The organism is Virgibacillus subterraneus, from assembly GCF_900110695.1.
Taxonomy (GTDB): Bacteria; Bacillota; Bacilli; order Bacillales; family Amphibacillaceae; genus Lentibacillus; species Lentibacillus subterraneus.
This window is the reverse complement of sequence record NZ_FOEH01000001.1, coordinates 646021-669806: the sequence shown is the minus strand read 5'-3', so window position 1 is coordinate 669806 and position 23786 is coordinate 646021. Positions and strand designations below refer to the sequence as shown.

At 39.8% G+C, this 23786-nt stretch carries 19 protein-coding genes; 5 read left to right on the top strand and 14 right to left on the bottom strand.

Annotated elements, in window-relative coordinates; translation table 11 throughout:
* Positions 1-332: 332 nt before the first annotated feature.
* From BMY13_RS03170 to BMY13_RS03140, 7 genes are read right to left on the bottom strand one after another with little or no spacing between them, the layout of a single operon-like run.
* Positions 333-1355, bottom strand: a complete 1023-nt coding sequence (locus BMY13_RS03170) for an acetylxylan esterase (RefSeq protein WP_092502471.1) — start codon at positions 1353-1355, stop codon at positions 333-335.
* A 14-nt stretch (positions 1356-1369) separates the two neighbouring features.
* Positions 1370-2932, bottom strand: a complete 1563-nt coding sequence (locus BMY13_RS03165) for an FAD-dependent oxidoreductase (protein WP_092502469.1) — start codon at positions 2930-2932, stop codon at positions 1370-1372.
* Positions 2933-3985 (bottom strand): Gfo/Idh/MocA family protein, encoded by a 1053-nt coding sequence (locus BMY13_RS03160; protein ID WP_092502467.1) that lies wholly within the window; start codon positions 3983-3985, stop codon positions 2933-2935.
* 31 nt (positions 3986-4016) lie between these two features.
* Positions 4017-5072, bottom strand: a complete 1056-nt coding sequence (locus BMY13_RS03155; protein WP_092502465.1) for a Gfo/Idh/MocA family protein — start codon at positions 5070-5072, stop codon at positions 4017-4019.
* Between the two features lie 14 nt (positions 5073-5086).
* A complete protein-coding gene (locus BMY13_RS03150; protein WP_092502463.1) occupies positions 5087-6091 on the bottom strand; it encodes a zinc-dependent alcohol dehydrogenase in 1005 nt (334 codons plus the stop codon).
* Between the two features lie 35 nt (positions 6092-6126).
* A complete protein-coding gene (locus BMY13_RS03145) occupies positions 6127-7179 on the bottom strand; it encodes a dihydrodipicolinate synthase family protein (RefSeq protein WP_092502461.1) in 1053 nt (350 codons plus the stop codon).
* Positions 7180-8196: an NAD-dependent epimerase/dehydratase family protein gene (locus tag BMY13_RS03140; protein ID WP_092491561.1), complete on the bottom strand. Its 1017-nt coding sequence runs from the start codon at positions 8194-8196 to the stop codon at positions 7180-7182.
* Between the two features lie 239 nt (positions 8197-8435).
* Here BMY13_RS03140 and BMY13_RS03135 point away from each other — a divergent pair, with 239 nt between their 5' ends.
* Both BMY13_RS03135 and BMY13_RS19165 read left to right on the top strand, forming a co-directional pair.
* A complete protein-coding gene (locus BMY13_RS03135; protein WP_092491560.1) occupies positions 8436-9794 on the top strand; it encodes a GGDEF domain-containing protein in 1359 nt (452 codons plus the stop codon).
* A 155-nt stretch (positions 9795-9949) separates the two neighbouring features.
* The gene (locus tag BMY13_RS19165; protein ID WP_175476694.1) at positions 9950-10246 is read left to right on the top strand and encodes a hypothetical protein; all 297 of its coding nucleotides are present in this window, start codon (positions 9950-9952) and stop codon (positions 10244-10246) included.
* Between the two features lie 28 nt (positions 10247-10274).
* On the opposite strand, the gene BMY13_RS03125 is transcribed toward BMY13_RS19165, so the two are convergent.
* From BMY13_RS03125 to BMY13_RS03095, 7 genes are all read right to left on the bottom strand, one after another.
* Positions 10275-11393 carry a mandelate racemase/muconate lactonizing enzyme family protein gene (locus BMY13_RS03125; protein WP_092502457.1) on the bottom strand — a complete coding sequence of 373 codons (1119 nt, stop codon included), beginning with the start codon at positions 11391-11393 and terminating at the stop codon, positions 10275-10277.
* A 15-nt stretch (positions 11394-11408) separates the two neighbouring features.
* Positions 11409-12437, bottom strand: coding sequence for an alpha/beta hydrolase family protein (locus tag BMY13_RS03120; RefSeq protein ID WP_092502455.1), 1029 nt, complete (start codon positions 12435-12437; stop codon positions 11409-11411).
* A 12-nt stretch (positions 12438-12449) separates the two neighbouring features.
* Complete coding sequence (locus BMY13_RS03115) at positions 12450-13472, bottom strand: Gfo/Idh/MocA family protein (protein ID WP_092502453.1); 1023 nt, start codon at positions 13470-13472, stop codon at positions 12450-12452.
* 14 nt (positions 13473-13486) lie between these two features.
* Entirely contained in the window at positions 13487-14392 is a 906-nt protein-coding gene (locus BMY13_RS03110; protein ID WP_092502451.1) for a Gfo/Idh/MocA family protein, read from the bottom strand.
* A 33-nt stretch (positions 14393-14425) separates the two neighbouring features.
* Positions 14426-15229, bottom strand: coding sequence for a carbohydrate ABC transporter permease (locus tag BMY13_RS03105; RefSeq protein ID WP_092502449.1), 804 nt, complete (start codon positions 15227-15229; stop codon positions 14426-14428).
* Positions 15230-15262: 33 nt separating this feature from the next.
* Positions 15263-16159 carry a carbohydrate ABC transporter permease gene (locus BMY13_RS03100; protein WP_092503414.1) on the bottom strand — a complete coding sequence of 299 codons (897 nt, stop codon included), beginning with the start codon at positions 16157-16159 and terminating at the stop codon, positions 15263-15265.
* A gap of 203 nt (positions 16160-16362) precedes the next feature.
* On the bottom strand, positions 16363-17604 hold the full coding sequence (locus tag BMY13_RS03095; protein ID WP_092502447.1) for a sugar ABC transporter substrate-binding protein: 1242 nt from the start codon (positions 17602-17604) through the stop codon (positions 16363-16365).
* Positions 17605-18101: 497 nt separating this feature from the next.
* On the opposite strand from BMY13_RS03095, the gene BMY13_RS19665 reads away from it, so the two are divergent.
* The 3 genes from BMY13_RS19665 to BMY13_RS03080 all read left to right on the top strand — a co-directional run bounded on the left by BMY13_RS19665 (position 18102) and on the right by BMY13_RS03080 (position 23775).
* A complete protein-coding gene (locus BMY13_RS19665) occupies positions 18102-18401 on the top strand; it encodes a YesL family protein (RefSeq protein ID WP_245735989.1) in 300 nt (99 codons plus the stop codon).
* Positions 18402-19004: 603 nt separating this feature from the next.
* Positions 19005-20981 (top strand): ligand-binding sensor domain-containing protein, encoded by a 1977-nt coding sequence (locus tag BMY13_RS03085; protein ID WP_092502445.1) that lies wholly within the window; start codon positions 19005-19007, stop codon positions 20979-20981.
* Between the two features lie 19 nt (positions 20982-21000).
* Entirely contained in the window at positions 21001-23775 is a 2775-nt protein-coding gene (locus BMY13_RS03080) for an FIMAH domain-containing protein (RefSeq protein ID WP_092502443.1), read from the top strand.
* Positions 23776-23786: the final 11 nt, after the last annotated feature.

The following is a 23786-nucleotide window of genomic DNA, read 5'->3' as shown; positions in this document are numbered from 1 at the left end:
TGTTTATTTCCGCTTCGGGCAGTCGCTTTCCGCGGGCAACGCTTCAGCTTTCTCGGAAGCAAAAACCGCTTCCTGCGGGATCTTCAGCTGTTGCTATTCCCGCAGGAGTCGACAGCCCTACGCTCCAATAAACTGCCATGCTAGCGAAGAAAATACACGAAGACTCCTGCGGGACAGTGAGACAGCCGAGACCCCACAGCCAGTGAACAATGAACAGGCGAGTAGGCTTGGCACGAGCCCGCGGAAAGCGAAGTGTATATCCTGAGCGGTGTCATAGCACTCAAATTGCTTTTTATATTGATATAGCTCAGTTACGTCCCAGTAATTGTACCTTACAAATCAAACAGTTCTTGTTTATTTATTCCTGGTATGTCATGGTGCTTATTTTCTAATTGTCTGCTCAAGAATTCGAGCTTTTTTTCATCATGAAATGGGTTAAGCTCATGGGTGAATTGTGGATATATCTCGATTTTTTTGTTGGCTGACTGAATATGGTTAAAGGCTGCAAATACTGTTGATGGTGGTGTAATTGCATCCTCTAATCCTGCTGCCAATAAAGTTGGGCAGTTAATAGATTCACAGAAATGAACACTATCAATATAGCCCAATGTCTCAGCAACCTGATCGTAAGTATTGTACTGTGGGTCATTCCACTTAAAATAGTTTACAATTTCCATGTAGGGACCAGACAAAGCAATATCTAATGCCCTTTCAAAATGTGCAAGAAATGGCCAATCAGCTAACACAAAGTCCATTTCTCCATCTAATCCTGCAACACTAAGTGCCAGCCCGCCACCCTGCGAAGAGCCCATAACCCCCAGTTTCGTTGGCGTAATGGGAGACTCCTCAGACCTGATCCACCTTAATTGTATTAAAATATCACGGTATACGTTGGTAAAATAATAGTTTTCAGGCTCATAAATCCCAAGTAACATCCAGCCAGGAATTCTGCTTCCATTATGATATTTCCCATAGTCAGGTGATGATCCTTGCCCACGAACATCAAATGCATAGACCGCAAATCCAAGTGATACCCATTTCAGGTAATCAACAACCAACCCGCAACTTCCTGTATACCCTGGAAAGCATACAATTACCGGACATTCCTCCCTGGACTTTGGCTTTACCAGCATTCCATTCAGCGGCGTATCATCCCAGCTTTTAAAGACAATATCCAATACCTCTATAGATGGAACAGGATATTTTCTTAAATCTGTTTCAACCTGTGAATGCTTATTTTTTAATTTATTCTTTTGCTCAGTCCAAAATCCGTCAAAATCGTGTGGTTTATTCCCTAATGCCGGACGGTAATCACGAAGCTTTTCGAGTGGAAAGTCCCCAACTTGCCTTCCCATAACAGCTCACCTCATTACTCTTTATAAAATTCATCAGGCCATTCAAGCTCAAACCCGCTTTCCCTTAACTCATCCTGAAATGCTGCTAACAAATTATCGTTTTTACGGACTGTTTTTGGATTTGTATCATTGTTAATACAGAATCCAGCCAATGCACCGCATGCCTCACCAATATTCCATTCCACCGGGTGTAGACGGTAGCAGCCATTCGTAATATGAGTCGTACCGAGGTTTTTACACCCGGCCAAAACGTTATCTGCATCTTTTGGAATAAGTGCGCCCAACGGTATATGAAAAGGAAGCGCTTTAATATCAAGATAGGTTTTTCCTGCCATACTAGGATGTAAGTCAATACTATATGATCCGACCCCGACACTATCTTTGTATCGTTTACCAGCCTGACCGTTGTTAAAATTTGGCGACACATCCTGCTCGGTAACGGTATATTCTGCCTTTATCCTTCTTGATTCTCTGATATAGGCAGCTTTTGCCAACCCATCTTCTGTTGCAAAAATGTCTTTTCGAAGCTTTAATCCTGGATATCCCTGGGCCCCATCAGATCTTGGTGCCTCGGTTTGCAGCCAGTACAATAGTGAAAGACTCAGTTGTTTTGCCTGATATAGATGCTTTGCTTTTTCTGACTCTGAAACATCATATATATTCCCTAAAAAGTAATCATTTTGCGGCCAATTCATTAATGAGACATCGCCTGCCTTAGAAGGAATGTCGTATTGGTCCTTATCGAATATCCGGCGATACTCCCATAAAGGAAATCCTGTTTCTTCACGAAATAATGTATATTCACGCTTTTCTTTTGTAATAGGATGTGGTGCAAAGAAACTTAATAGTCTATCTGGCCAAATAGCTGGTTGGAACTCCTTCCAGAATTCATACATCTCAGGCTTTGGGATGGTATGGTCTTCTCCTTCTCGATACTCCATACCTAAAACATAAGTGAACGCTTGAATATCATCCGGATCAGCAGCATCTAATGCGTGTGGTTCACCAGTATCCTTCTTTGCTTCTGCTCCTGTTATATATTCCATTTTAGCTAAAGGCAGTACGTCTCCCGCTTCGGTTGCATCGATAAAATATGGTGCAGTAACCTGTTTCTCAGCACCTGTTTGCACATGTTCAAACGTCATGGATCGAACCGTTTTTCCGGCTTTTTTTACAGAAGTGACCTTTGTGTTTAAGTCGAGTGTTAGCTGATTCGTCAGTACATAAGTCATTAACATTTCATTTAACACATGCAGTGTCACACGCGGATCATGGCAAATGTTGCTCACTAACCCGTTTCCAGGATTTAAGATGGCTTCACCTGACTTTACCGTCATATTACACGAATAGGTTTCTCTTACTTTATTACGGTAATCACGATATCTCTTTGTTGAACCAAACTCCTCTATCCACTTATGTTCATCGGGAGGAACCCCTTGTGATGTCACCTGGCCGCCTATCCATTCTGTTTCTTCTGTTAACATAACGTTTAGTCCACTTTCGCAGGCGGAGAGTGCTGCTGCACAGCCACCCAATCCGCCTCCAACAATTACAAGCTCTGCATTCGTACTATTCATCTACAAGTAAACCTCTTTGCCGTTTTCTGCTGACTCATAAACAGCATTGAGCATTTTCATCACCTGGACACCATCTGCAACAGGCGCGATTGTTTCTTTTCCATCTTTACAGCACGTAACAAAATGGTTGATCTCATTCACGAATGCTTTATGAACATCAAATTTAAGTGTATCCAGCTGTGGGGTAACATTTAAAATGGTATTATGCTTCTCCGTAACTAAAGATAGCTCGGGTTCAATTTCCGCTCCGCCCTTATCGCCATATAGCTTAACATTTACTTCATCTTTTTTTGCTTGCAAGGTAAAGCTAACATCTACTAAAAGGGATGCACCATTTTCAAAACGGATTAATGCATTTGTTAAATCTTCTACATCATTCAACGTCGGATCGTAATCAGCAGCCTGGTAGAATGATAGATTCTCAATGTGACTGCGATTTCCTAATTTTGAATACGTATTTCCGCTTACTGATACCGGGCGCGGTTTCCCCATCATGTACCAGCAAATATCAATCATATGAACACCTAAGTCGATTAATGGACCGCCACCAGATTTTGAAATGTCGCTAAACCAGCCTCCAGGATTGCCAAGTCTTCTTAAGCATGAGGCTTTGGCATAATAAATTTCACCTAACTCATCATTATCAATAAATGTTTTTAATAGTTTTGCATTATCGCCATGCCGTCTAACAAAACCAACCTGCAATACCTTTCCTGACTTTTTGGCTGCCGCTTCGATTGCTAATGCTTCCTCGGTTGTCATGCTTAACGGCTTTTCCACCAATACATGCTTGCCAGCTTCCAATGCTGCGATAGCAATTCTTGCATGGGTGTTATTCCATGTACAAATACTGACAGCGTCAATTTCGTCATTGTGCAATAACTGCTGATAGTCACTGTACAACTGGGTCACTCCATACAATTCACCTTTTTCATTCAGACGGTTTTGATTGCTGTCACATAGCGCAACTAAATCCGCTTCCTCGCTTTCAAGATACGGCTTAATATGAAATTCAGATATCGACCCTACCCCAATAACTCCAACTTTCAACATTTAGACAAGCCCCTTTCTTTTATTAAAAAAATTAATCGAAACTGACTTCCTTATTCTGATCTGATGAATCATAAATTCCATGAATCATTTTCAAAATTTCATACCCATCATTTCCATCAATTAATGGAGTTGTGTTTGTTTGCACACATTCAATAAAATGCTCGATTTCAGCTTTAAATGGTATGCTGCTCTCGTATAATGGACTTGACTTGCTGAGCAACCCGTTCTCTTCCTTAAAAATAGTAAGTGGTGATAAGGTTGCACCACCTTTATTGCCAAATAATTCAATATCAATATTACCGTCCTGCTCCCCATTCACGGCCCAAGCGATCTCAAGTGATAAAACTGAGCCGTTTTTAAAGCGGATCCAGGCAGAACTGAAATCCTCTACATCAAATACATGTTCTGCATTTAATTTTTTGTTTTTCGATTCCCAGCTTGAGGTGTACTTTGTTTGATAATTCCCCAATCCGTTAAGCGTTTTTCCTGTAATCGAATGAACCTGTGGATTTCCCATAAGCCACCATGCCAAATCAAGTGCATGGACGCCTATATCCATCATCGCACCACCGCCAGCTAACGCTTTATTGGTAAACCAGCCCTTTGGTGTCCCGCGGCGTCTGAACAGTTTTGCTTTTGCATAGTAAACATCTCCAAATGCTTGCTGTTCTGCATATTCTTTTAAAATACCCGTATCACGACGAAAACGATGGGTCATTCCAACCATCGTCAATACTTTCTTTGCTTTAGCTAATTCCAAATAGTCGTTTACATCCTGTAAATCAGTACCGATTGGTTTTTCCATAAATACATGTATTCCCTTTTGGGCCGCCAGTGTAGCAATCGGAATATGGGTTTGGTTTGGTGTACAGATAATAACTGCATCGATTGCAACCTGTTTAAACATCTCTTCAGCTTCTTGAAAAGAATGTGGGATTTGAAATTTTTCAGCTATTTCCTGCGCCTTATTGATATCCAAATCCGCAACAGCAGCTATCGTTACATTTTCAGAGTCGTTTAAATGCAGGATATGGCTCGTTTCCGCAATTGCACCAAGTCCAATTATCCCTATGTTGACATTTTCCACTTTTGATCATCACCTTATTTTGAGAAATTTATTACCTTTGTTAACGTGGTTGATTTTTTATCTACTAGTTCATCAAAGGCAGCAGATACATCGCTGAAGTTAATTTCTTCTTTAATGAAAGAGCTTACATTAATTCGTTTTTCACTTACTAGTCTGATATATTCTTCTATATTTCTTCCTTCTGTCCAGCGAACAAATCCATATGGATAGTCATTGGCCCCTGCTTCGTAAGTCTTGTCGTACCTGCCTGGGCCTCCCGCTCTGGAAATAAGAATTTGCGCTTCTTTGCTGAACATCCGGTTTCTTGGGAAATCAGGCTCGATGTCACCGACAATAACAACTTTCCCTTTATTTCTTATCCATTCAAGACTTTGTGCTGTTAGTGGCGATTTCTTACCACCCGCACATAGAAGTACAGCATCTGCACCATTCCCGTTGGTATCATTTTTTATCGTATTTTCCATTGCGTTAACAGCAGAAAATGACTTGATATTCGTTTCTTCCTGCAGCATTGATGCTCGTTCTTCATGAAAGTCATAAGCAATAACATTGTAGGCTGCAGCGTCTGCAATTTTAGCAATCATTTGACCGAGTAATCCTAATCCTACTACAGATACTGTTTCACCAAATTGAAGATTTGCAACCCGCAGTGCATGAATAGCAATCGCACCAATACCAGCAAGCGCCGCCTCCTTTGGTTTAACATTCGAAGGAACTTTAGCATAAAGAGTTTTCGGAACTAATAAGTACTCGGAATGCTGGACATACGGAGCGCCATAAACCGCAACCAAATCCCCGGGCTTCACATCTGTAATATCACTTCCGCACTCCTCGACTACTCCCATCGCGCTGTAGCCTAACGTAATTTGTTTATCAGTACTATTTTCGATAATTGTTAATTCAGTACCTGGTGAAATAATCGAGTACATTGTCTTTATTAATAAGTGGGAAGGTTTTACTGCAGGTGAATCATCCTCAACTATTTCAACCTGTTTGTTGTTGGCAATAATTTTTTGCATTTTTCCTTTACTCCTTCCATAAAACTCTTACATTACTAGCTGAACCACTTTGAAAGATTCTTTTTCACGAATTCATCATCATGTAAATGCGGGTATGCTGCATATACACGATTTATTTCTTCCATTTGATTAGGTCCTAATTCTTCTTTTTCCAGTAGGCACCATCTTCCTTGAAGCAGGCCTTGTCTGGCTAACACTTCATTAATCCCGGCAATACTCCCTTTAAATTGATTTTTAGCATCAAAGAAGGCAGCATTTGCATCTGTGATCTCCTGTGCTGATGTTAACAACTTACTTGGGATATGATCGTTATGCTGTAACTTTTTTATGTCATCAAATACTTCTACTGCTTTCTTTGTCCATACTGACCAATGCCCCAGTAAACCTCCGACAATCTTCTTTTCTACCTTTTCCCCATCGACATCTACATTGTAAGTAGTCAATAGGTCATTAACGATATTGTCATCATTCCCGGTATATAAAGCAATGTCCTCATTTCTTCGGGAGTTGCATACTGCCCTTACCACATCAAGCGAAAGATAGCGGTTAAACGGAGCAATCTTAATCGCATGCACATTAGGAATATCCGCAAATTTTCTCCAGAAATCATACGAAAATACTCTTCCACCAACAGCTGGCTGCAGGTAAAACCCGAAAACAGGGATAATTTCAGCTACCTTTTTTGTTCTATCAAGTAATTCTTCCTCTGTATGAGACTGTAAACCTCCCATACTTAATAATCCAAGATCATAACCGATTTCTTTAGCAAATTCTGCTTCTTTAACTGCTTGATCTTGAGGTCCACAAATCCCAGCAATCTTAATAAATGAATCTGGTACCTGGGCCTTTTCCATCTCTTCAATCGCAAGTGCTAACACCTTTTCAAACAAATTAAACGCAGGATCACGGATCTCAAACTGGGTTGTATGGACCCCAACTGCCAGCCCCCCTACTCCCGCATCAATATAATATCGGGTAAGTGCTCGCTGACTTCGCTCGTCAAGTTCTCTTTCTTCTGTTAAGGCTAATGGATGTGCTGGAATAAACGCGCCTTCATGCAAATAATTTTTTACTGGACTTTTTAACATTTAAAATGCCCCTTGCCGTTCTTGGAAATGAGTTGGTTTGTCGTATGTAGAGCCATCATTCTTCAGCCATTCTGCCGTCATGTCAATCATTTGCTGTATCGTTACTTTTGGATATCCAAATAATTTATGTGCTTGAGAAGCATTATTTAATAGGGCAGTAGGGTTTTCCTCGTTATAAAAGTTGACATCTTTATCAAATCGTTTAGCAAATTCCTCAGCAAGCCAGCGAACGGATACTGTTTCTGGGCCAGTGGCATTTAATATCTTGGGTGGGGCTTCCGTATATAATAAGGAGCGAACAGCATATTCATTTGCATCACCTTGCCAAATGACATTGACATTTCCCATTTCAAGATCAATAGACTGATCATTATATACTTGTTTGGCAATTTCCAGTAACACACCATATCGGAGATCAATTGCATAATTTAATCTGAATAGCAGCATCGGTGTTTTATTTTTATGTGAGAAATGGGTGAGTACACGTTCCCTTCCTAAACAGGATTGTGCATACTCTCCAACTGGACTAACAGGTGTGTCCTCAGAGCAATTGCTGCTTAATACATTTACAAGGGGGTATACATTCCCAGTTGAGAAAGCGACCATACGTGAATCAGCAAATTTTTCAGCAAGCCTACCTGGTAAATACGCATTCATAGCCCAGGTGAAATGCTCATTTCCAACAGTTCCGAACTTATTCCCAGCCATATAAATGACATTTTTAGCAGTTGGAAGTGATTGGAGGTCGGACTCATTTAGCAAATCAGCTGAGATTGTTTCAATACCAAAGTCCTCCAATTCTTTTTTTAACGTTCCGGAAGAAAACCTTGATACACCAATTACCTTTTTATTCAGGCCACCATCATCTATAGCTCTTTTCGTTAATTTTGCCATTGAAGGTCCCATTTTCCCGCCAATACCTAATATCATAATATCACCTTCCAATTTTGAAAGGTCTTCAATTAATTCTTCAGATGGTTCTGTCATAAACTTTTCTAACTCTGAGATCGTTTTCATTTAACCACTCCTACTTATTTTATGTTTTTTCTCTTTTCGATTGAAATTTCAGATAATATACTTATTATTCTATGAACAATTCCATTAAAAGACAAGTCTTGAATGTGTCTTTATTAGATAGACTCTGGAAATTCATCAAGGTATTGAATTTTGACAATTCTAATTATAAAAAGTATTATAAATATAATGATGACTAAAAGACATGTCTATACATTTGTCTTTCTAAGGGAGATGATTTTATGCAAATTAATAAACGAGTTGATGATAGTTCAGAAATTAATATTGGCATTATCGGATCAAAGTCCCTCCTAGACCAAACAAAAGAAACGTTAAAATCTTTTCCAAACTTTAAACCAGTCTTTGGTGTTGTTGAAGCTGACACTGCAATTACAGATTTAGCAATAGAGTTAATGCATGATGTTGATGTTCTAGTGTTTACAGAGTTCCATTTATACAATCTCGCCAAGCAATCGTTAGATTTCTCAATCCCTGTTCATCATGTTCCATTAATGGGTACCGGACTGTACAGGTCACTATTTCTTATTAAAAGCAACTATGGTTTAAAACGTTTATCAGTCGATACGATTGAAGAAAAATATGTCGAAAAAATACTCGTCGAATTAGGTGAAGAAAACTATGAGTTTAAAGTATTTCCTAACCACTCCAAACCAAAATTGATTGAAGACATTATGAATTTCCACATTGAAAACTATAAGTCTGATGGATCAATTGTACTTACAGGAATACAGGAGGTTTCTATTAGATTGTCAGAAATGAATATTCCAAACGAGTGGGTAACACCTACACAACAGGACATGATTGTTTCCTTAGAACGTGCTTTACTTGCAACAAATACCCGCCGGAACAAAGAATCACAAATTGTTTTTGGGTTAATAAACGTTGATGACTTTAAAAGAGTCACTGAAAAATATAAATCAGAACATGATATACAATTACTAAAATTAAACATCCAGCAAATTCTCCTCGATTACATAAAACAGCTTGATGGACATTTAATAAATCTCGGCGGAGAAGAATATTCATTCATCACTACACGCGGCATTTTTGAACGTGAAACCAGAGGATATAAGTTCATACCCTTACTTCAAGATACAAATAATGCTATTGGAATCACGCTAAGTATTGGTGTCGGCTTTGGAAGTTCTGCTGCCGAGGCAGGCACTCACGCACGGTTAGCATTACGTCAGTCAAAAGAACTGGGCGGCGATGTTTGTTATATTGTCCGCGAAGATAAAAGTGTCTTAGGCCCGGTCGATATTACTACCAACACACAATACGAAAGATATGATTTAGCTATTACGGATGCACAACTGCTGGAGCGAGCTGAAAAAGCTGGTATGTCTGCATCCTATATGACAAAGCTAATGGCACGTGTTGCCCGCTACGGAATCATCGATTATACTGCACAAGAACTGGCTACAACTCTTAAAATAACGATTAGAAGTGCACACCGGATCTTGTTAAAATGGATGGATGCTGAACTAGTCGAGATTATTGGTGAGGAAAAAGTAACCTATAAAGGCAGACCCCGCCGAATCTATCGTCTTACTTTTATAATGGATGAACAGCTGAAATAAGTCCTTTTAATGTATGTTGTCGCTCGAGTTTGAAGCGCTGTCGCTCGAGTTTGCGCGCTGTTCGCTCGAGTTTGAGTGCTCCTCGTTCGAGTTTGAGTGCTCCTCGTTCGAGTTTGAGTGCTCCTCGTTCGAGTTTGGCGCGCTGTCGCTCGAGTTTGATGCGCTCCTCGCTCGAGTTTGCGCGCTGTTCGCTCGACTTTGGCCTACTGTCGCTCGAGTTTGGGTGCTGCTCGCTCGAGTTTGATGCGCTGTCGCTCGAGTTTGCGCGCTGTTCGCTCGAGTTTGATGCGCTGTCGCTCGACTTTGGGCGCTGCTCGCTCGAGTTTGCGCGCTGCTCGCTCGAGTTTGGCGCGTTGTCGCTCGAGTTTGCGCGCTCCTTGCCCGAGTTTGGGCGCTGCTCGCTCGAGTTCAACGCACAGTCGCTCGAGTTCAGCATGCTCTCGCTCGGCTAAGCCACTTTCTCCCAACTCTAGTACACTGCTATACTGATAGCCTCTCTAGCTTAGCAGTATCAACTTCCCATCCTATTCCAAATCCATCAGGCAGTGTAACTTCGCCATGTTCAATCTCAGCTTTTACCTTAGAGGGATCATCTGCTAAAAATAGTGGGCCGTTCAGATCGACTGGTGATGTAATCCCTAACGCCTGAAACAGCTGTGCACTCGCATAGAGTCCTAATGATGATTCCGTTAACCCTCCACCGATTAATTCCATTCCAGCAGCTTGAGCAATTTCACCACATTGTTTCGCTCGTGAGAGGCCACTCATTTTCGTCACTTTAATGACAATAGCGTCACATGCCTCTAATCGGACAGCTCGAACGACGTCTTCAGGCGTCCATATACTCTCATCTAAAGCGATAGGAATGGTTGTAAATCCCCGAAGCTTTGCATGTCCTAGTAAATCGCCAGCCTCTAATGGCTGCTCAAATACATTGACTCCAATCTTCTCCATTTCCCTGCTTAAACGCATCGCCTCTTTTAACCGGTAAGCTTGATTAGCATCTACACGAAAATAAGCTTCAGGTATTACTTCCTTTACAGCTTTTATTATTTCAATATCTTTTTCAGGGTTTAATCCTATTTTTACGTCAACACCTGTATATCCCTGGTCCTTCGCAATTCGTGCCTTTTTTGCAGCATCTTCAACGTTTGTGACACTAATTAAATAGGAAAGGGCAATTTTCCTTTGCTGTGGTGACAGCCATACATGCGCAAGTGGTTGTTTGGAACTTTTTCCGACAGCATCCATAACAGCCATGTCAATTGCCGCCTTCGCTATCGGCTGACCGCGTGTTATTCCTGATGATATCTGCTGATCCATTACACTGTGAATTTCCTCCAGATCAACTAATTCCATACCCATTAATGACTCAGCAAAATAGTTTTGAATCGTACTTACCACTGTTTCCAATGTTTCATAACTCCAGCGATGACTTGGCCGTGCTTCTCCCCAGCCTTCCGTGCCGTCATCAGTCGTTATACGTACATAAACATGTGGCGCACCAGCATTCTTGCTCCCAACCTGCCCACCAGAAATGGAGAAGTTTTGCAGCATCGGTAAATTTAAAGGAAAAACATCGATAGCTGTTATTCGCATAAATTGATTACTCCTTCAAAAGTTGACATTATGATCCAACCATTTATCTAAAAACTGATATGCAGATTCTCGTATGTGCGGTGGGAAATCATGTCCTTCAGCACCAAGCAACGATGTAAAGCGGTCATGATAACCCAGCTTTTCATATAACTGGTACACATTATGCAATCCGCTGGCAATCGATTTCCAATGCGGAAAAATTGGATCACTTTGTCCGCTCCAATTAAACATTGGCTTCGGTGCAACAAGAGCCAAAATCTCGTGAAACTCAAAAGGGATATCCCCTTCTGCTATCATTGGTGTTAATTTTGGAAAATGTGTATACCAATCGCGGTCAGCCCAGCGTTGCGGGCGATAATCCCCAGTGAACATAGAAAATCCGCAGCTGGTCACAACAGCCTTAACCCTGGCATCTATTCCAGCCAAGTAATAAGCATTATAGCCACCGAATGAATGACCAATAGCTCCGATACGATTCCTGTCAACAAACCGATGGGATTCGAGTAAATCTATTCCATGCCGATGATCGGTAAGATTCTTGGCAGTAATCGATGAATACTGCGGGAAATCACGATAAAAATAAGCATTATGAAACGGTTTTTCACCTGTTTTAATCCGTTCTCCCGCAGTTAAAGCGTCTGGAGCTAATACGACATAGCCTCTTTTGACCAGTTCAGTCGCATAATTTTTAAAATGTTTGGCATTATTTGTACTTATCGAATCCTTCCCCATTTCATCTGTTCCATGCAACGCAAGTAATGCTGGCAGCTCTTTCCCTTCTGCTCCCTTTGGAATCAGTAAGTATGCCGTAACAGTATCAGCGTCAGCTGTGTTGTATGTGACATGCTGTCTGATAAAGCCATCTTCTTTTATCTCTGCATGTATTGTAAAATCTAACGGAACCCTCTCAGGAAGTTTGCCTATCATATCCTGCCACCGCTTAAAGATATCTGACCTTTTTTTCAGCCAATCTTTTGGACTGTCAACACCATTAATAAGAGAAGGTATACCTTGCTCATTTAACATATGCAGCTTGTAAGTCAATCAAATACCTCCTTACGTTTTAAAAGGGTGGAAATCCGAAAGCACTACTTCACGACCTGAGCGAGCTGATTCATATATTGCCAAAATAATTTCAACTGATTTCCTTGCTTCAATCCCAGATATCATAGGCTCACGGTTCTCTAAAATAGCTTCAATCATGTCACCAACAATAATGGAGTGTCCGTCATGATCATCCTGAGGCAATTGTGGCTCCTCAAGCTCTCTATCATTGTTCATGAATTCCCAAATGTCCACAGTAGTATCGGAAACTTTTACTGTTCCTTTGTCACCATTGACTTCAATGGATGTCTGCTGTTCCGGAAATACGGAAGTCGCACCTTGAATTGTCCCGAATCCACCATGTTTAAACTTCACCACAGCAACTGCAGTATCCTCGACTTCAATATTTGTGCGAGCTAATGTATCATTATAAGCAAACACACTTTCAATCTCTCCGCCAATCCACTGTAAAAGGTCAATGCCATGAACACCCTGATTCATCAGTGCTCCGCCGCCATCAAGTTCCCATTTACCACGCCAGCCAGCACTTGCATAATAATCATCATCACGAAAATATTTTAAGTATGCATGGATCATCATCATGTTTCCTAACAATCCGTTTTCTTTAGCATCCCTGGCAGCGATAAAATGTGGCAATGTCCTCCTTTGGAAAACAGCACCTAATTTTACATCTACTTGGTTACACGCATGAATCATCTGATCCATCTGCTGGAAGCTGATATCTAAAGGCTTTTCGCATAAAATATGCTTTCCTTTTGCGGCACACGCAAGTGCAAACTTCGCGTGCATACCGCTTGGCACACATAGACAGACAACATCAATCTGTTCTTGAAGCATCTCGTGGTAATTGGTAAACGTTTTTGCTACGCCAAATTCCTCAGCTAAAACAGCGGCCTTTTGTTCATCAATATCCGATATCGCCACAAGTTCAGCCTGGGGATTTGATACAATTGCTTTGGCATGCAAAGGCGCTAATACACCAGCACCTATGATGCCAAATTTTATTGAGGTCATATTTTCACCTGCTCCTAAATTAAAACCTGTTTTCCAGTAGTTCTACTTTCGTTCGCCGCTTCAATAAATCGAATTACCTCTTTTGTTTCGGCTAACGAAACTCTAGGGATTCCATCTTGAAAGAAATCCATTATCTGATCTAATAAGCTGGCATAATAAGGCTTCGCACTGGTGTTTATATCGACATATTCGGTACCCTGTTCAAAGTGAATTGCTGCTCCAAATTGCTTGTTACCTTTACGGTTACCCCGAACAGTTCCAAAAAGCCCATCCTGCCGCTGTCCAACAATAACATCATGTTCATTGTTTGTTGTGGTGGTTACTGACTGGAAGCCTTCACCTAAAATCGCAAACAGCATTTCAATCGAATGGATTCCATACCAAAAAAAGCCCGGTTGCTTCTCCTGCAGTTCCATTGGGCCAAAGCAATCAGCACCTATTATTTCTCCTTTATCAGACATTGATAATACTTCTACCAATGCATCTGCATAACGAAGAGCAGACGTACTCATAACTGGAGTCTGGTAAACTGAAGCAAGTTCAACCATTTCAGCAGCCTTTTCTGACTGCAGGCTAAACGGTTTGTCGACGAAAATTGGTTTCTTATAGGAAATAATTCTTCGCAACTGCTCCAAATGGACTCTTCCATCTACTGATTCTAATAAAATTGCATCACTTTCTTCTGCTACAAGTTCAATAGAGTCAGTAATTTTAACATCATATTTACGCTGAAGTTCCTTTGTAAAACCCTCTACACGAGAGATACTAAGGTCAAAATCAGGGGAACCACCAGGAAAAGCTATCACAACTTTTCCACCAGGTACATGATATGTTTCCAAAGGGTCATTAAGTAATTTTGTAAAGGCTACAGCATGCGATGTATCTAACCCAATGATGCCGACCTTCAAGTTGTCTGACATATTTTGCCGCCTTTCAGTTAGCGATAATACCTTTTATTTTAGCCCTGACATCTGAATTCCTTCTGTGAAATAACGCTGGAAGAACAGGAATATAATGAAGGTCGGAACAAATGAAAGTGTCGACCCGGCCATTTCAATACCGAAATCCCCTTCTTTACCAAGCAACGATGCTAAACCAACTGTCACAGGAAACATCTCTTCTTTTGTCATATATATCAAAGGCTGGAATAGGTCATTCCAATTTGATATAAACGAGAAAGTCCCCACTGTTGCAACTACTGGTATTGATAAGGGCAAGATAACTTTAAAGAATACTTTAATATCATTAGCACCATCAATACGTGCAGCCTCTTCCAGATCATTCGGGATATTTTGCAGGAATTGCCGTACTAAAAATACTCCCATAATACCCCAAAGTTCAGGAATAATTAAAGCCCAATACGTATTAATCCAGCCGAAATCTGCAAACATAATATATTTTGGAATAATTAACAGCTGCTGCGGAATCATTATTACGCCCATAAATATCCAAAATATTAATTCTCTGCCGGGGAATTTTTTCTTGGCAAAAATATACCCCAATATTGCACAAAATAACATCTGACTGAAGACAGGAATGATGGTAATAACCAATGAGTTAAAAATCCACCTAAGAAAAATTCCGTCATTAAAAAGGTATATATAGTTACTGAGAGTAGGATCTTCTGGTATCCAAAAAAGCGGGTCCAGCAAAGCATATTTCATATCTTTAAACGATCCCAGGGCCATAATGATAAACGGCAGGAGGAAACTAAAGGCTAATAGAAACAATAAGGTATATGTGATCGTTTTTTTCAATTTTCTAATCTCCCTTCCAGAAAGACCTGATGATTAATAATGATTCGACTCTTGTCCCAAATACTTTCTTTGGATTAGTGAAATAACCAAAATTATAAAGAACAATACATAGGACAGAACAGCAGCATAGCTTAAGTTAAGCCCTGCAAACCCTTGTTGGTATAAGTAAAATACAATTGTCGTTGTTGAGTAGTTTGGTCCTCCACCTGTAAGTAAAAATGTGGAATCGAAAATCTGGAACGATCCTATCGTTGTAATGATTGCCACGTAAAAATGAATCGGCTTTAGCAGCGGAAAGGTTATAGTCCAAAATATCCGTAAAGGAGATGCCCCGTCAATCCGTGCTGCTTCATACAATTGTTTATCTACTGATTGAAGCCCTGCAAAATAATAAATCATTGTACTTCCGGCAACCTTAAATATACTTAACCCAGCCAACACCATTAGCGCCTGATCAGAGTCTGCTAAAAATAATTGTGTATCTATTCCAAAAAAACTTAACACATAGTTCACCATACCTGATTCTGTACCTCGGAATAACCATCCCCAGATACCAGCTATAATTACAAAGGATGTGACTACTGGTAAGAAAAAGATTCCTTTAAACAACCCTGATGCTTTAACGCCTGAGTTAATGATTAACGCTAAGATCAGCCCAAGTGACATAGTAGGTACGATATAATAAATGGAAAATAGAACTGTATTCCAAATTGCTTTCCAAGCTAATCCATCATTCATAAACGCTATCCAATGCTTAAGCCCTACAAATTCCGGATCCCCGATTACTTTCCAATCCAAAAATGTCAGAACAAAGCTGAATGCAAATGGGAACACCTGAAAAACTATAAAGTGAAGTAATGTAGGCACAAGAAAAATATACACAATTGCATTTCGATCCCATTGCTTTTTCACTCTTTCTTTAAGTGGCAGTTTTGGCTTATTGGAATTAGAGTTATTACCTTTATTTCGCTTTATCCGATCTTTTAAAGGGATTTTCCCTTTATTATGGGATTCTATTTCTTCGTTGATCTTGTCTGCATTATTCAGTGTAATCACCTTATTTCATATGTAAGTTAGTAACAGAGAATTTGGCTAAAAGTGTCAGCCAAACTCCCTGTTCTATCTAGACTTTATTATTTGGCAATTTCAGCCTCTATAGCTTCTGCTGCTGCATCTGCAGCCTCTTGTGGAGTTTTTTCGCCTTCCATCATTGTTTGAACTTCAGCCTGAATCATTGGCATTATATTACGTCCCTTTGGATGAATTACTCCTGGTAACGCATATTGTGTGTATTGTGAAAGCTGCTTCAAATACTTCTGATCATCAAAGATATCCTTTGCAGATTCCCTTGCCGGAATATACTGAGTTACTGTATTAAATCTTCTTTGATTTTCTGCACTGGTAACTGTCTTCACAAACTCTGCTGCTGCATTTGGATTATCACTATTTGATGGAACAACGAACATCCCTGTTGTACCATATGTTCTTTGCTCTTTATTTTTAAGCGGTGGCGCAATAACGAAATCCAAACCACTTTCCTGTAAATTTGTTAATGAAATCCCCGAACCTTGTACGGCTAACATCTCATCCGCATTCCAGATTGCGTCATGATTCATAGCAGTAATTGAATCTTCAGGAACCCATCCTTTTTCATACATTTTATTGATGAACTCAAAAGCTTCTACACCTTCAGCATTATTTATCATCACTTCGTCATCCTGTGTTATAACTTTTCCACCCGCTTGCCAAAGGAAAGGATATAACGTTCCATTCATTGATCCTCCGCCTTGATAGCTATATGCATAGTATCCTTCTTCTTTTGCTGCTTTTGCCCATTCTTCAAATTCGCTCCACGTTGACGGTAAATTTTCAGGATCTTTACCAATTGCCTCAACTACTTCGACATTATAGAAAAGCGTATATGCTTCCTGCAAAATTGGAAGACCATATGTTTTATCCTGCCATTTTGTTGAAACCAAAGCAGTGTCTACGAAATCATCCATATTGTTATCCTCTAAATATGGGTCAAGCTCCAATAACATACCCTCATCTGCATACTGTGGCATTTGATCCGGAATAGCATAAAATACGTCTGGACCATTATTAGCCGCTAGAGCCGTAAGTATCTTTTGATCTCGGTTACCCCACGGAATTGTTTCAATTGTTACTGTTGCATCAAACTTTTCTTCATAAGATGCTACGATTTCATCCCACATCGCTTCTTCTTCATTCGCGTCAGATGTATATGGATGAACCCATACCGTTATTTCCCCGGATACTTCTCCATCAGTTGCAGCGGCATCTTCATCTGAATTACAAGCTGCTAATACAGTTCCCAAGAGAATTAGTAGTAAAAAAATGCTTAGTTTCTTCATCTTAATTAAACCCCTCTCTACTTAAGTAATTTGTTACATAACAATCTAAGACACTATAACAAAATGAACAGACACCCCCTTAGAATTCCTGCATATTATTTTTGAAGCATACAAACCGCTTTAATATAGAAAGCGCTGTCATATATGTACAATTAGAATGAATGGGATGCAGGAAATTATTTTTTTGCAGTTAAGAATTACTGCATAAGTGCAACTAGGCTTTTCGCTTTTAAGGCTTGGCGAGAAAGCCATGTTTTCTAAAAATAATTTAATTATCAAAATATTCATTGCCTTGCTATTATTCTATGTTTTTTTCCGTCTAGAGACAAGTCACTAAAGTGTCTTTAATAAAACTAAATTTCCTGCCAGGATAAAATCGTATTTTTTCAACTGTGTTGACATGATTTTTGGACACCCATATAATGAATTAAAATATTAGAAATTTTGTGGATAAACAATAATGATATAACTGCATGCTTAATCGAAGGGGGAACAACATGACATTCGGTGGTTGGGAAAAGTTTAATACGGCTGCTTTTTGGATGATCAAATTAGCTTACATAAATTTACTTTGGATTTTATTTACAATAGGAGGACTAGTGATTTTCGGATTGTTTCCAGCAACCGTGGCAATGTTTACAGTTGTCCGCAAATGGATGCGCAAAGAAAGTAACTTTAAGATCTTCCCAGCATTCTGGACAGTTTTTCGCACTGATTTTATAAAGGCAAATGGCTTAGGTTTATTATTTATTACTGTCGGTTCATCCTTTATTACGACTTTACTTTTCTGCAGCTGAACGATGGTAAATTAGCCTATCTGCTTCCAGTATTAATTTTTATTCTTATTTCATATGCCGTGACCTTGTTATTTTTCTTTCCTGTGTTCGTTCATTTTGACTTGAAATTCTTTCAATATATTAAACAATCTTTTTTAGTTGCAATAACCTCCCCAATCGAAACCATACTAAGTGCTGTTTCGATTGTATTACTATACTTTGCAATCACACTTTTGCCAGGAATAATTCCGTTATTTAGTGGGAGTCTTTTGGCAATTGCGATGACATGGACTAGTTTTAGAGCTTTCAGGAAAATTGAGCGCAGGAAAGGATTAACTTAAACAGGTATAGAGTGATATTAAAGGAAAGGTTTAACCTCAAGGGTTAGACCTTTTTTTTAGTTGCAGTTAGTTTCACATAGTACATTTGTCCTAATTAACATAAGGACTCTTAAAAGACTTGTTATAGGTCGGTACTTGTCTAAAAATATTAACTATAGAGAAAATTGAAAACGCTTTCTATGTGAAGGCAATCATTCGTAATAGGAAAACCGAATAATTGGAGGTGAATCCGGACTAGGGTTTAACTTTTAACAATTCACAATGGAAAGGATGAGTTATTAAGATGCGTAAAGTAATATTTCTATTGGCATTACCTTTGCTATTCACTATTTATTTAGGTGTTGTTGAAAACAAAAGTACAGAAGCAGCAGAAAGTAACGTACGCGAAATTGGAACTGCTTTAAATGCTGTTTCAATTCCTGGAGCTGCCTATGGTAAAAGCCCAGATGGTGAAGAAGATTGGATTTATGCAGTCTCCGGAGGGTCGCCTGCTGTTTTTAATGTTGTGAATGCTGAATCCGGTGAACTGATTAATAGCTTTTCTTTGGAAGGCGCTAGTAACAGCTGGGCACTTACAGTAGACCCAGACGGAAATGTTTATATGGGGACCTACTCAAACGGCACGCTATACCGTTATGTACCAGGCAGCGATCAAATTGAAAACCTTGGAAAGCCCCTTGCAGGTGAATCATTCATATGGCGCATTAGCTCCGATGAGGACGGTAACATTTATGGCGGGACATATCCTAGCGGTAAAGTATTTCAATATAATCCCGAAACGGACGAGTTCCGTGATTATGGTCAAATGGTTGAAGGGCAGCAATACGTTAGAAGTATAGATATTTATAAAGACAAGGCATATGCCGGGGTTGGAACCAATGGGGCAAATCTTGTCGAGTTAGATACAGAGACAGGAGAAACCAAGCAAATACCACTGCCTGACAAGTTTTCAGGGGCAACAAATGTATACGATATTAACGTTGTCCGCAATAAACTATTTGCCAGAGTCACTGGCGCTAGCACTATTCTTGTATACGACTTGAAAACAATGGAAGTTATTGACGAGATTGAAGATGCGAATGGAATAGATGTCTCCCAAGCGGGGCCAAAGAACAACATTTATTTAATCAGAAATGAACAGCTCTATTCTTATAATTTAAATACGCTTGAGTTAAAAGCGACAGGATTTGACGACCTCTTTTCGGCAAGAGGATTTGGCTGGATTAATCTCGGCACAAAGGAATTTCCAGGTAAGACATTAGCAACCATATCGTGGAACGGGGAAATCCGAAAATATAACCCGATAACCGGTAACACTGAAATCACACCTGGACAGATCAAGGGGGAACCGGTTGATATTCAATCCCTAACTCAAGGACCTAACGGAAATATATTTGTAGGTGGTTATTTTTCCGGCGGGCTTGCTGAGTTCGATTATCAAGCAGATCAACTTACAGAGTATAAAGGTTTGGGGCAAATTGAAGGTATGGTAACGCATAATAACAGATTGTATATGGGCATTTATACAGGAGCAGAGCTTTTTTCATACAATCCTGATAACCCATATGAGCTAGGTAAAAATCCAGTAGAGCACTTCAGCTTGAAGGATAAAGAACAAGATCGACCTTTTGCACTAGTTTCTGCTGGCGATAAACTGGCGGTCGGTACTGTGCCTGATTACGGAAAACTAGGCGGAGCATTAACTATCTTTGATCCCACTACAAATGAATACTCCTTCCATCGAAACGTCGTGGAAAACCAAAGTGTAATCTCACTTGCTTATAAAGACGGATTAGTATATGGAGGAACTTCGGTTTGGGGAGGACTAGGAATCCAACCAACTGAAGACGAAGCAAAATTATTCATCTGGGATATGGAGAATGAACAAAAAGTATTAGAGACCGTTCCAGTACCTGGTGAAAAAGCAATTTCAGCACTAACCCTTGATGATGAAGGAAACCTATGGGGATTAACATCAGGTGTTCTGTTTAAATATGACACACAGTCCAACCAAATCGTTCGGCACGAAGAGTTATATTCATTGAATTGGGATAGAGTTGGTCACCTATGGCGCGGAGGAGCGTTAACATTTGATGATGATGGGAACCTTTATGGTCAGACACATAATGAACTTTTCAAAGTAAATCCGGAAACATGGGAAAAAGAAACGCTAGCTGAAAATGCAACTTTATTCGCACAAGATGCTAATGGAAACTTCTACTTCGCCAGAGACCATAAACTTTATCAATATCAACGATAATAAATGAGGAGAGATATTAATGAAAGGAAAGCCTATTTCAAACAAATGGTCCTATTTATTAGCAGGATTGTTAGTACTTGTCTTAGCCGGACTTCCATCGCTCACACAAGCAAACTCGGGTCAGGAATCAACAGAACTTGCTAACACCACTTACGGGGAACCCGAAAAGGTATTAGCACCTCTCACTGGAACAGTTAGTATCTTCGATGGAGCAGTTGGAAAAGAAGATGGCAATAACGTCATGTATACTACCGCTAAGGGAATACCTGCCAAGCTTAATGTGGTAGACCTAGATAGTTATGAATTGCTGCGGACGATTACCCTTGAAGGTGCCGAGAGTACATGGGCACATGAGGTTACAGTCGATGGTGACTTGTATATAGCTACTATTGGCGGGGGCGCAAAGCTTTGGAAATATTCTCCTGAAACGAAGGATGCCAAGGTTGTCGCTACCTTCCCAGGGCAAACATTTCCTTATTCGATAACATCGGACCCTGAAGGAAATGTATATGTTGGAACCTATCCAGGCGGAAAAGTGTATAAATTTAATCCGGAAAGTGAAGAAGTTACAGATTATGGAAAAATGATTGATGAGTCTTCAAGGCAATATATTCGATCAATCGCTTACATTGAGGGAAACATTTATGCCGGAACTGCTAAAGATAAAATAATCAAATACAATATTGCAACAGGAGAGAAATCAAACATTGCATCATCTTTGGATGAGACAGGCACCGTATACGACATGGATAGAGTGGATAATCGCTATTTGTTTATCAGGTATAATGACACCAACAATGGCTACATTTACGATACAGAAACGCAAGAGTGGCTTGATGTTGTCGTTCCAAACGTTAGAGGATTGCATGTAGAACAAGAATCATACAATGGATTAGTGTATTACATGACACCAGATGATAAATTCATGTCGATCGATTTAAACACACTGGAGATAAATGACACAGGTATGAGATATGGCAGTGGCCTGCGAGGAGCGGATTGGGTTGAACTAAGCGACCCGGATCTACCTGGTAAAAGTCTCGTTACCATTAACTGGAGTGGCAGTGTAACAATTTTTAATATCGAGACAAACCAGGTTATAGAGCGCCCTTCTTTAGTAGAAGGGGCCCCAGCGATTATGAGTAAAGTAAAGAATGGTCCCGATGGAAACATATATATTACTGGTACACAAGCCACAGAAGGAGCTATCTTTAATCCGGTTGATAACTCGACTGTCTCTTTTAATCTAGGACAGGGAGATAGCATGCATGCCGTTGGAGATAAAATGCTATTTGGCGTTTATCCTGGGGCAAGAATTTTTGAATATGACACAAAGAAAGAACCAACAGAAAACAATCCTAAGCAGCTGTTTCAAATTGGGAAAGAACAAGATAGAATCAGTGATATAACCAGCGGAGATGGAAAAACGTTTATCGGAAGTATTCCCGATTATGGTAAGCTAGGTGGTGCTTTGACGCTATATGACCAGACAGGAGAACAAACAGTCTACCGTAATATAGTAGAAAATCAAAGCATTGCTAGCTTAGCCTATAAGGATGGTATTGTTTATGGCACAACCACCATTAACGGCGGTCTGGGGATAGACCCAGTTGCTGAACAGGCCAAAATCTTCAAGTGGGATGTAGAAAATGAACAGAAAATAGAAGAAATATCACTATCAATTGAAGGTTTAGACAGCCCACAGACAATTGGCGACTTATCCTTTGGTAAAAATGGTTTGTTATGGGGTGCTGCAAATAACATTATTTTTGCATTGGATCCCGACACGTTAAATGTAGTAAAAAGCAAAAAGATTTATCCTGATGGAGCTCTTTATTACGCTGACTGGCAAACAATTGATCTTGAATGGTCAAACAATATATTGTATGCAAAATTTGATAATAATCTAACTGCAATAGACCCTGAAACATTTGTCAGTCATAAGATCACCGATGCAAAATCTTTTACAATAGGGGACGATGGAAACATATACTACTCGCTTCCATCTAACCGTACACTTCTATATAAGGTTGAGGTAACAAGCGCTGGCCTTATACAGGAAATTCTTGACGGTTATCACACCTCAGAAGACATTGCGGAACCAGTCTATTCTCAATTGACTAATAAGTTGGAACAAGCAAAACACCATCTAAATAAGGATGATACAAGCCAGGCTGTTAAGCATCTGAATGATCTGCTTAAACTTCTGAACAACGATTCTATGAAAGAATTTATTTCAGATGATGCAAAGGATATATTGAATTCTAAAGTCGAGAACCTTATCACAACCTTATCATCTGGAGAAGATGAACCACCAGTGAATTCCATACAACTAATAAATCCTGGCTTTGAGGAACCTTTGACAGATGAGGCTATACCTGGGTGGACTTCTGCATTTCAAGAAGGTGAAAACCATTACTATGAAGTTACGGATGAACGCAGTTTTAGTGGAAACAATAGTTTAAAGATTGATGATAATGTAAGATCTGCATCTGTTGCACTGTACAGTGATAAAATTGATGTTGAACCTGGCGTTGAGTATATGGCTTCAACCCAAGCTTTTACTGAAGAAGGTTCAGCAAGCTTTCTGTTACGCTTTTACGATAAAGATGGTAACCAAGTCGCTAACTATGCTAACCATTTTGAGACCATGCTTGGCCAATGGGAGGAAGTTAACACGCAAGGTGTCGCACCTGATAATGCTGCATATGTACGGATCTATGCATATATAACAAGCTATCAAATTGGAACCGTTTATTTTGATGATATCAATCTATGGACAAATCAGAACTAACTAAAAAGGTC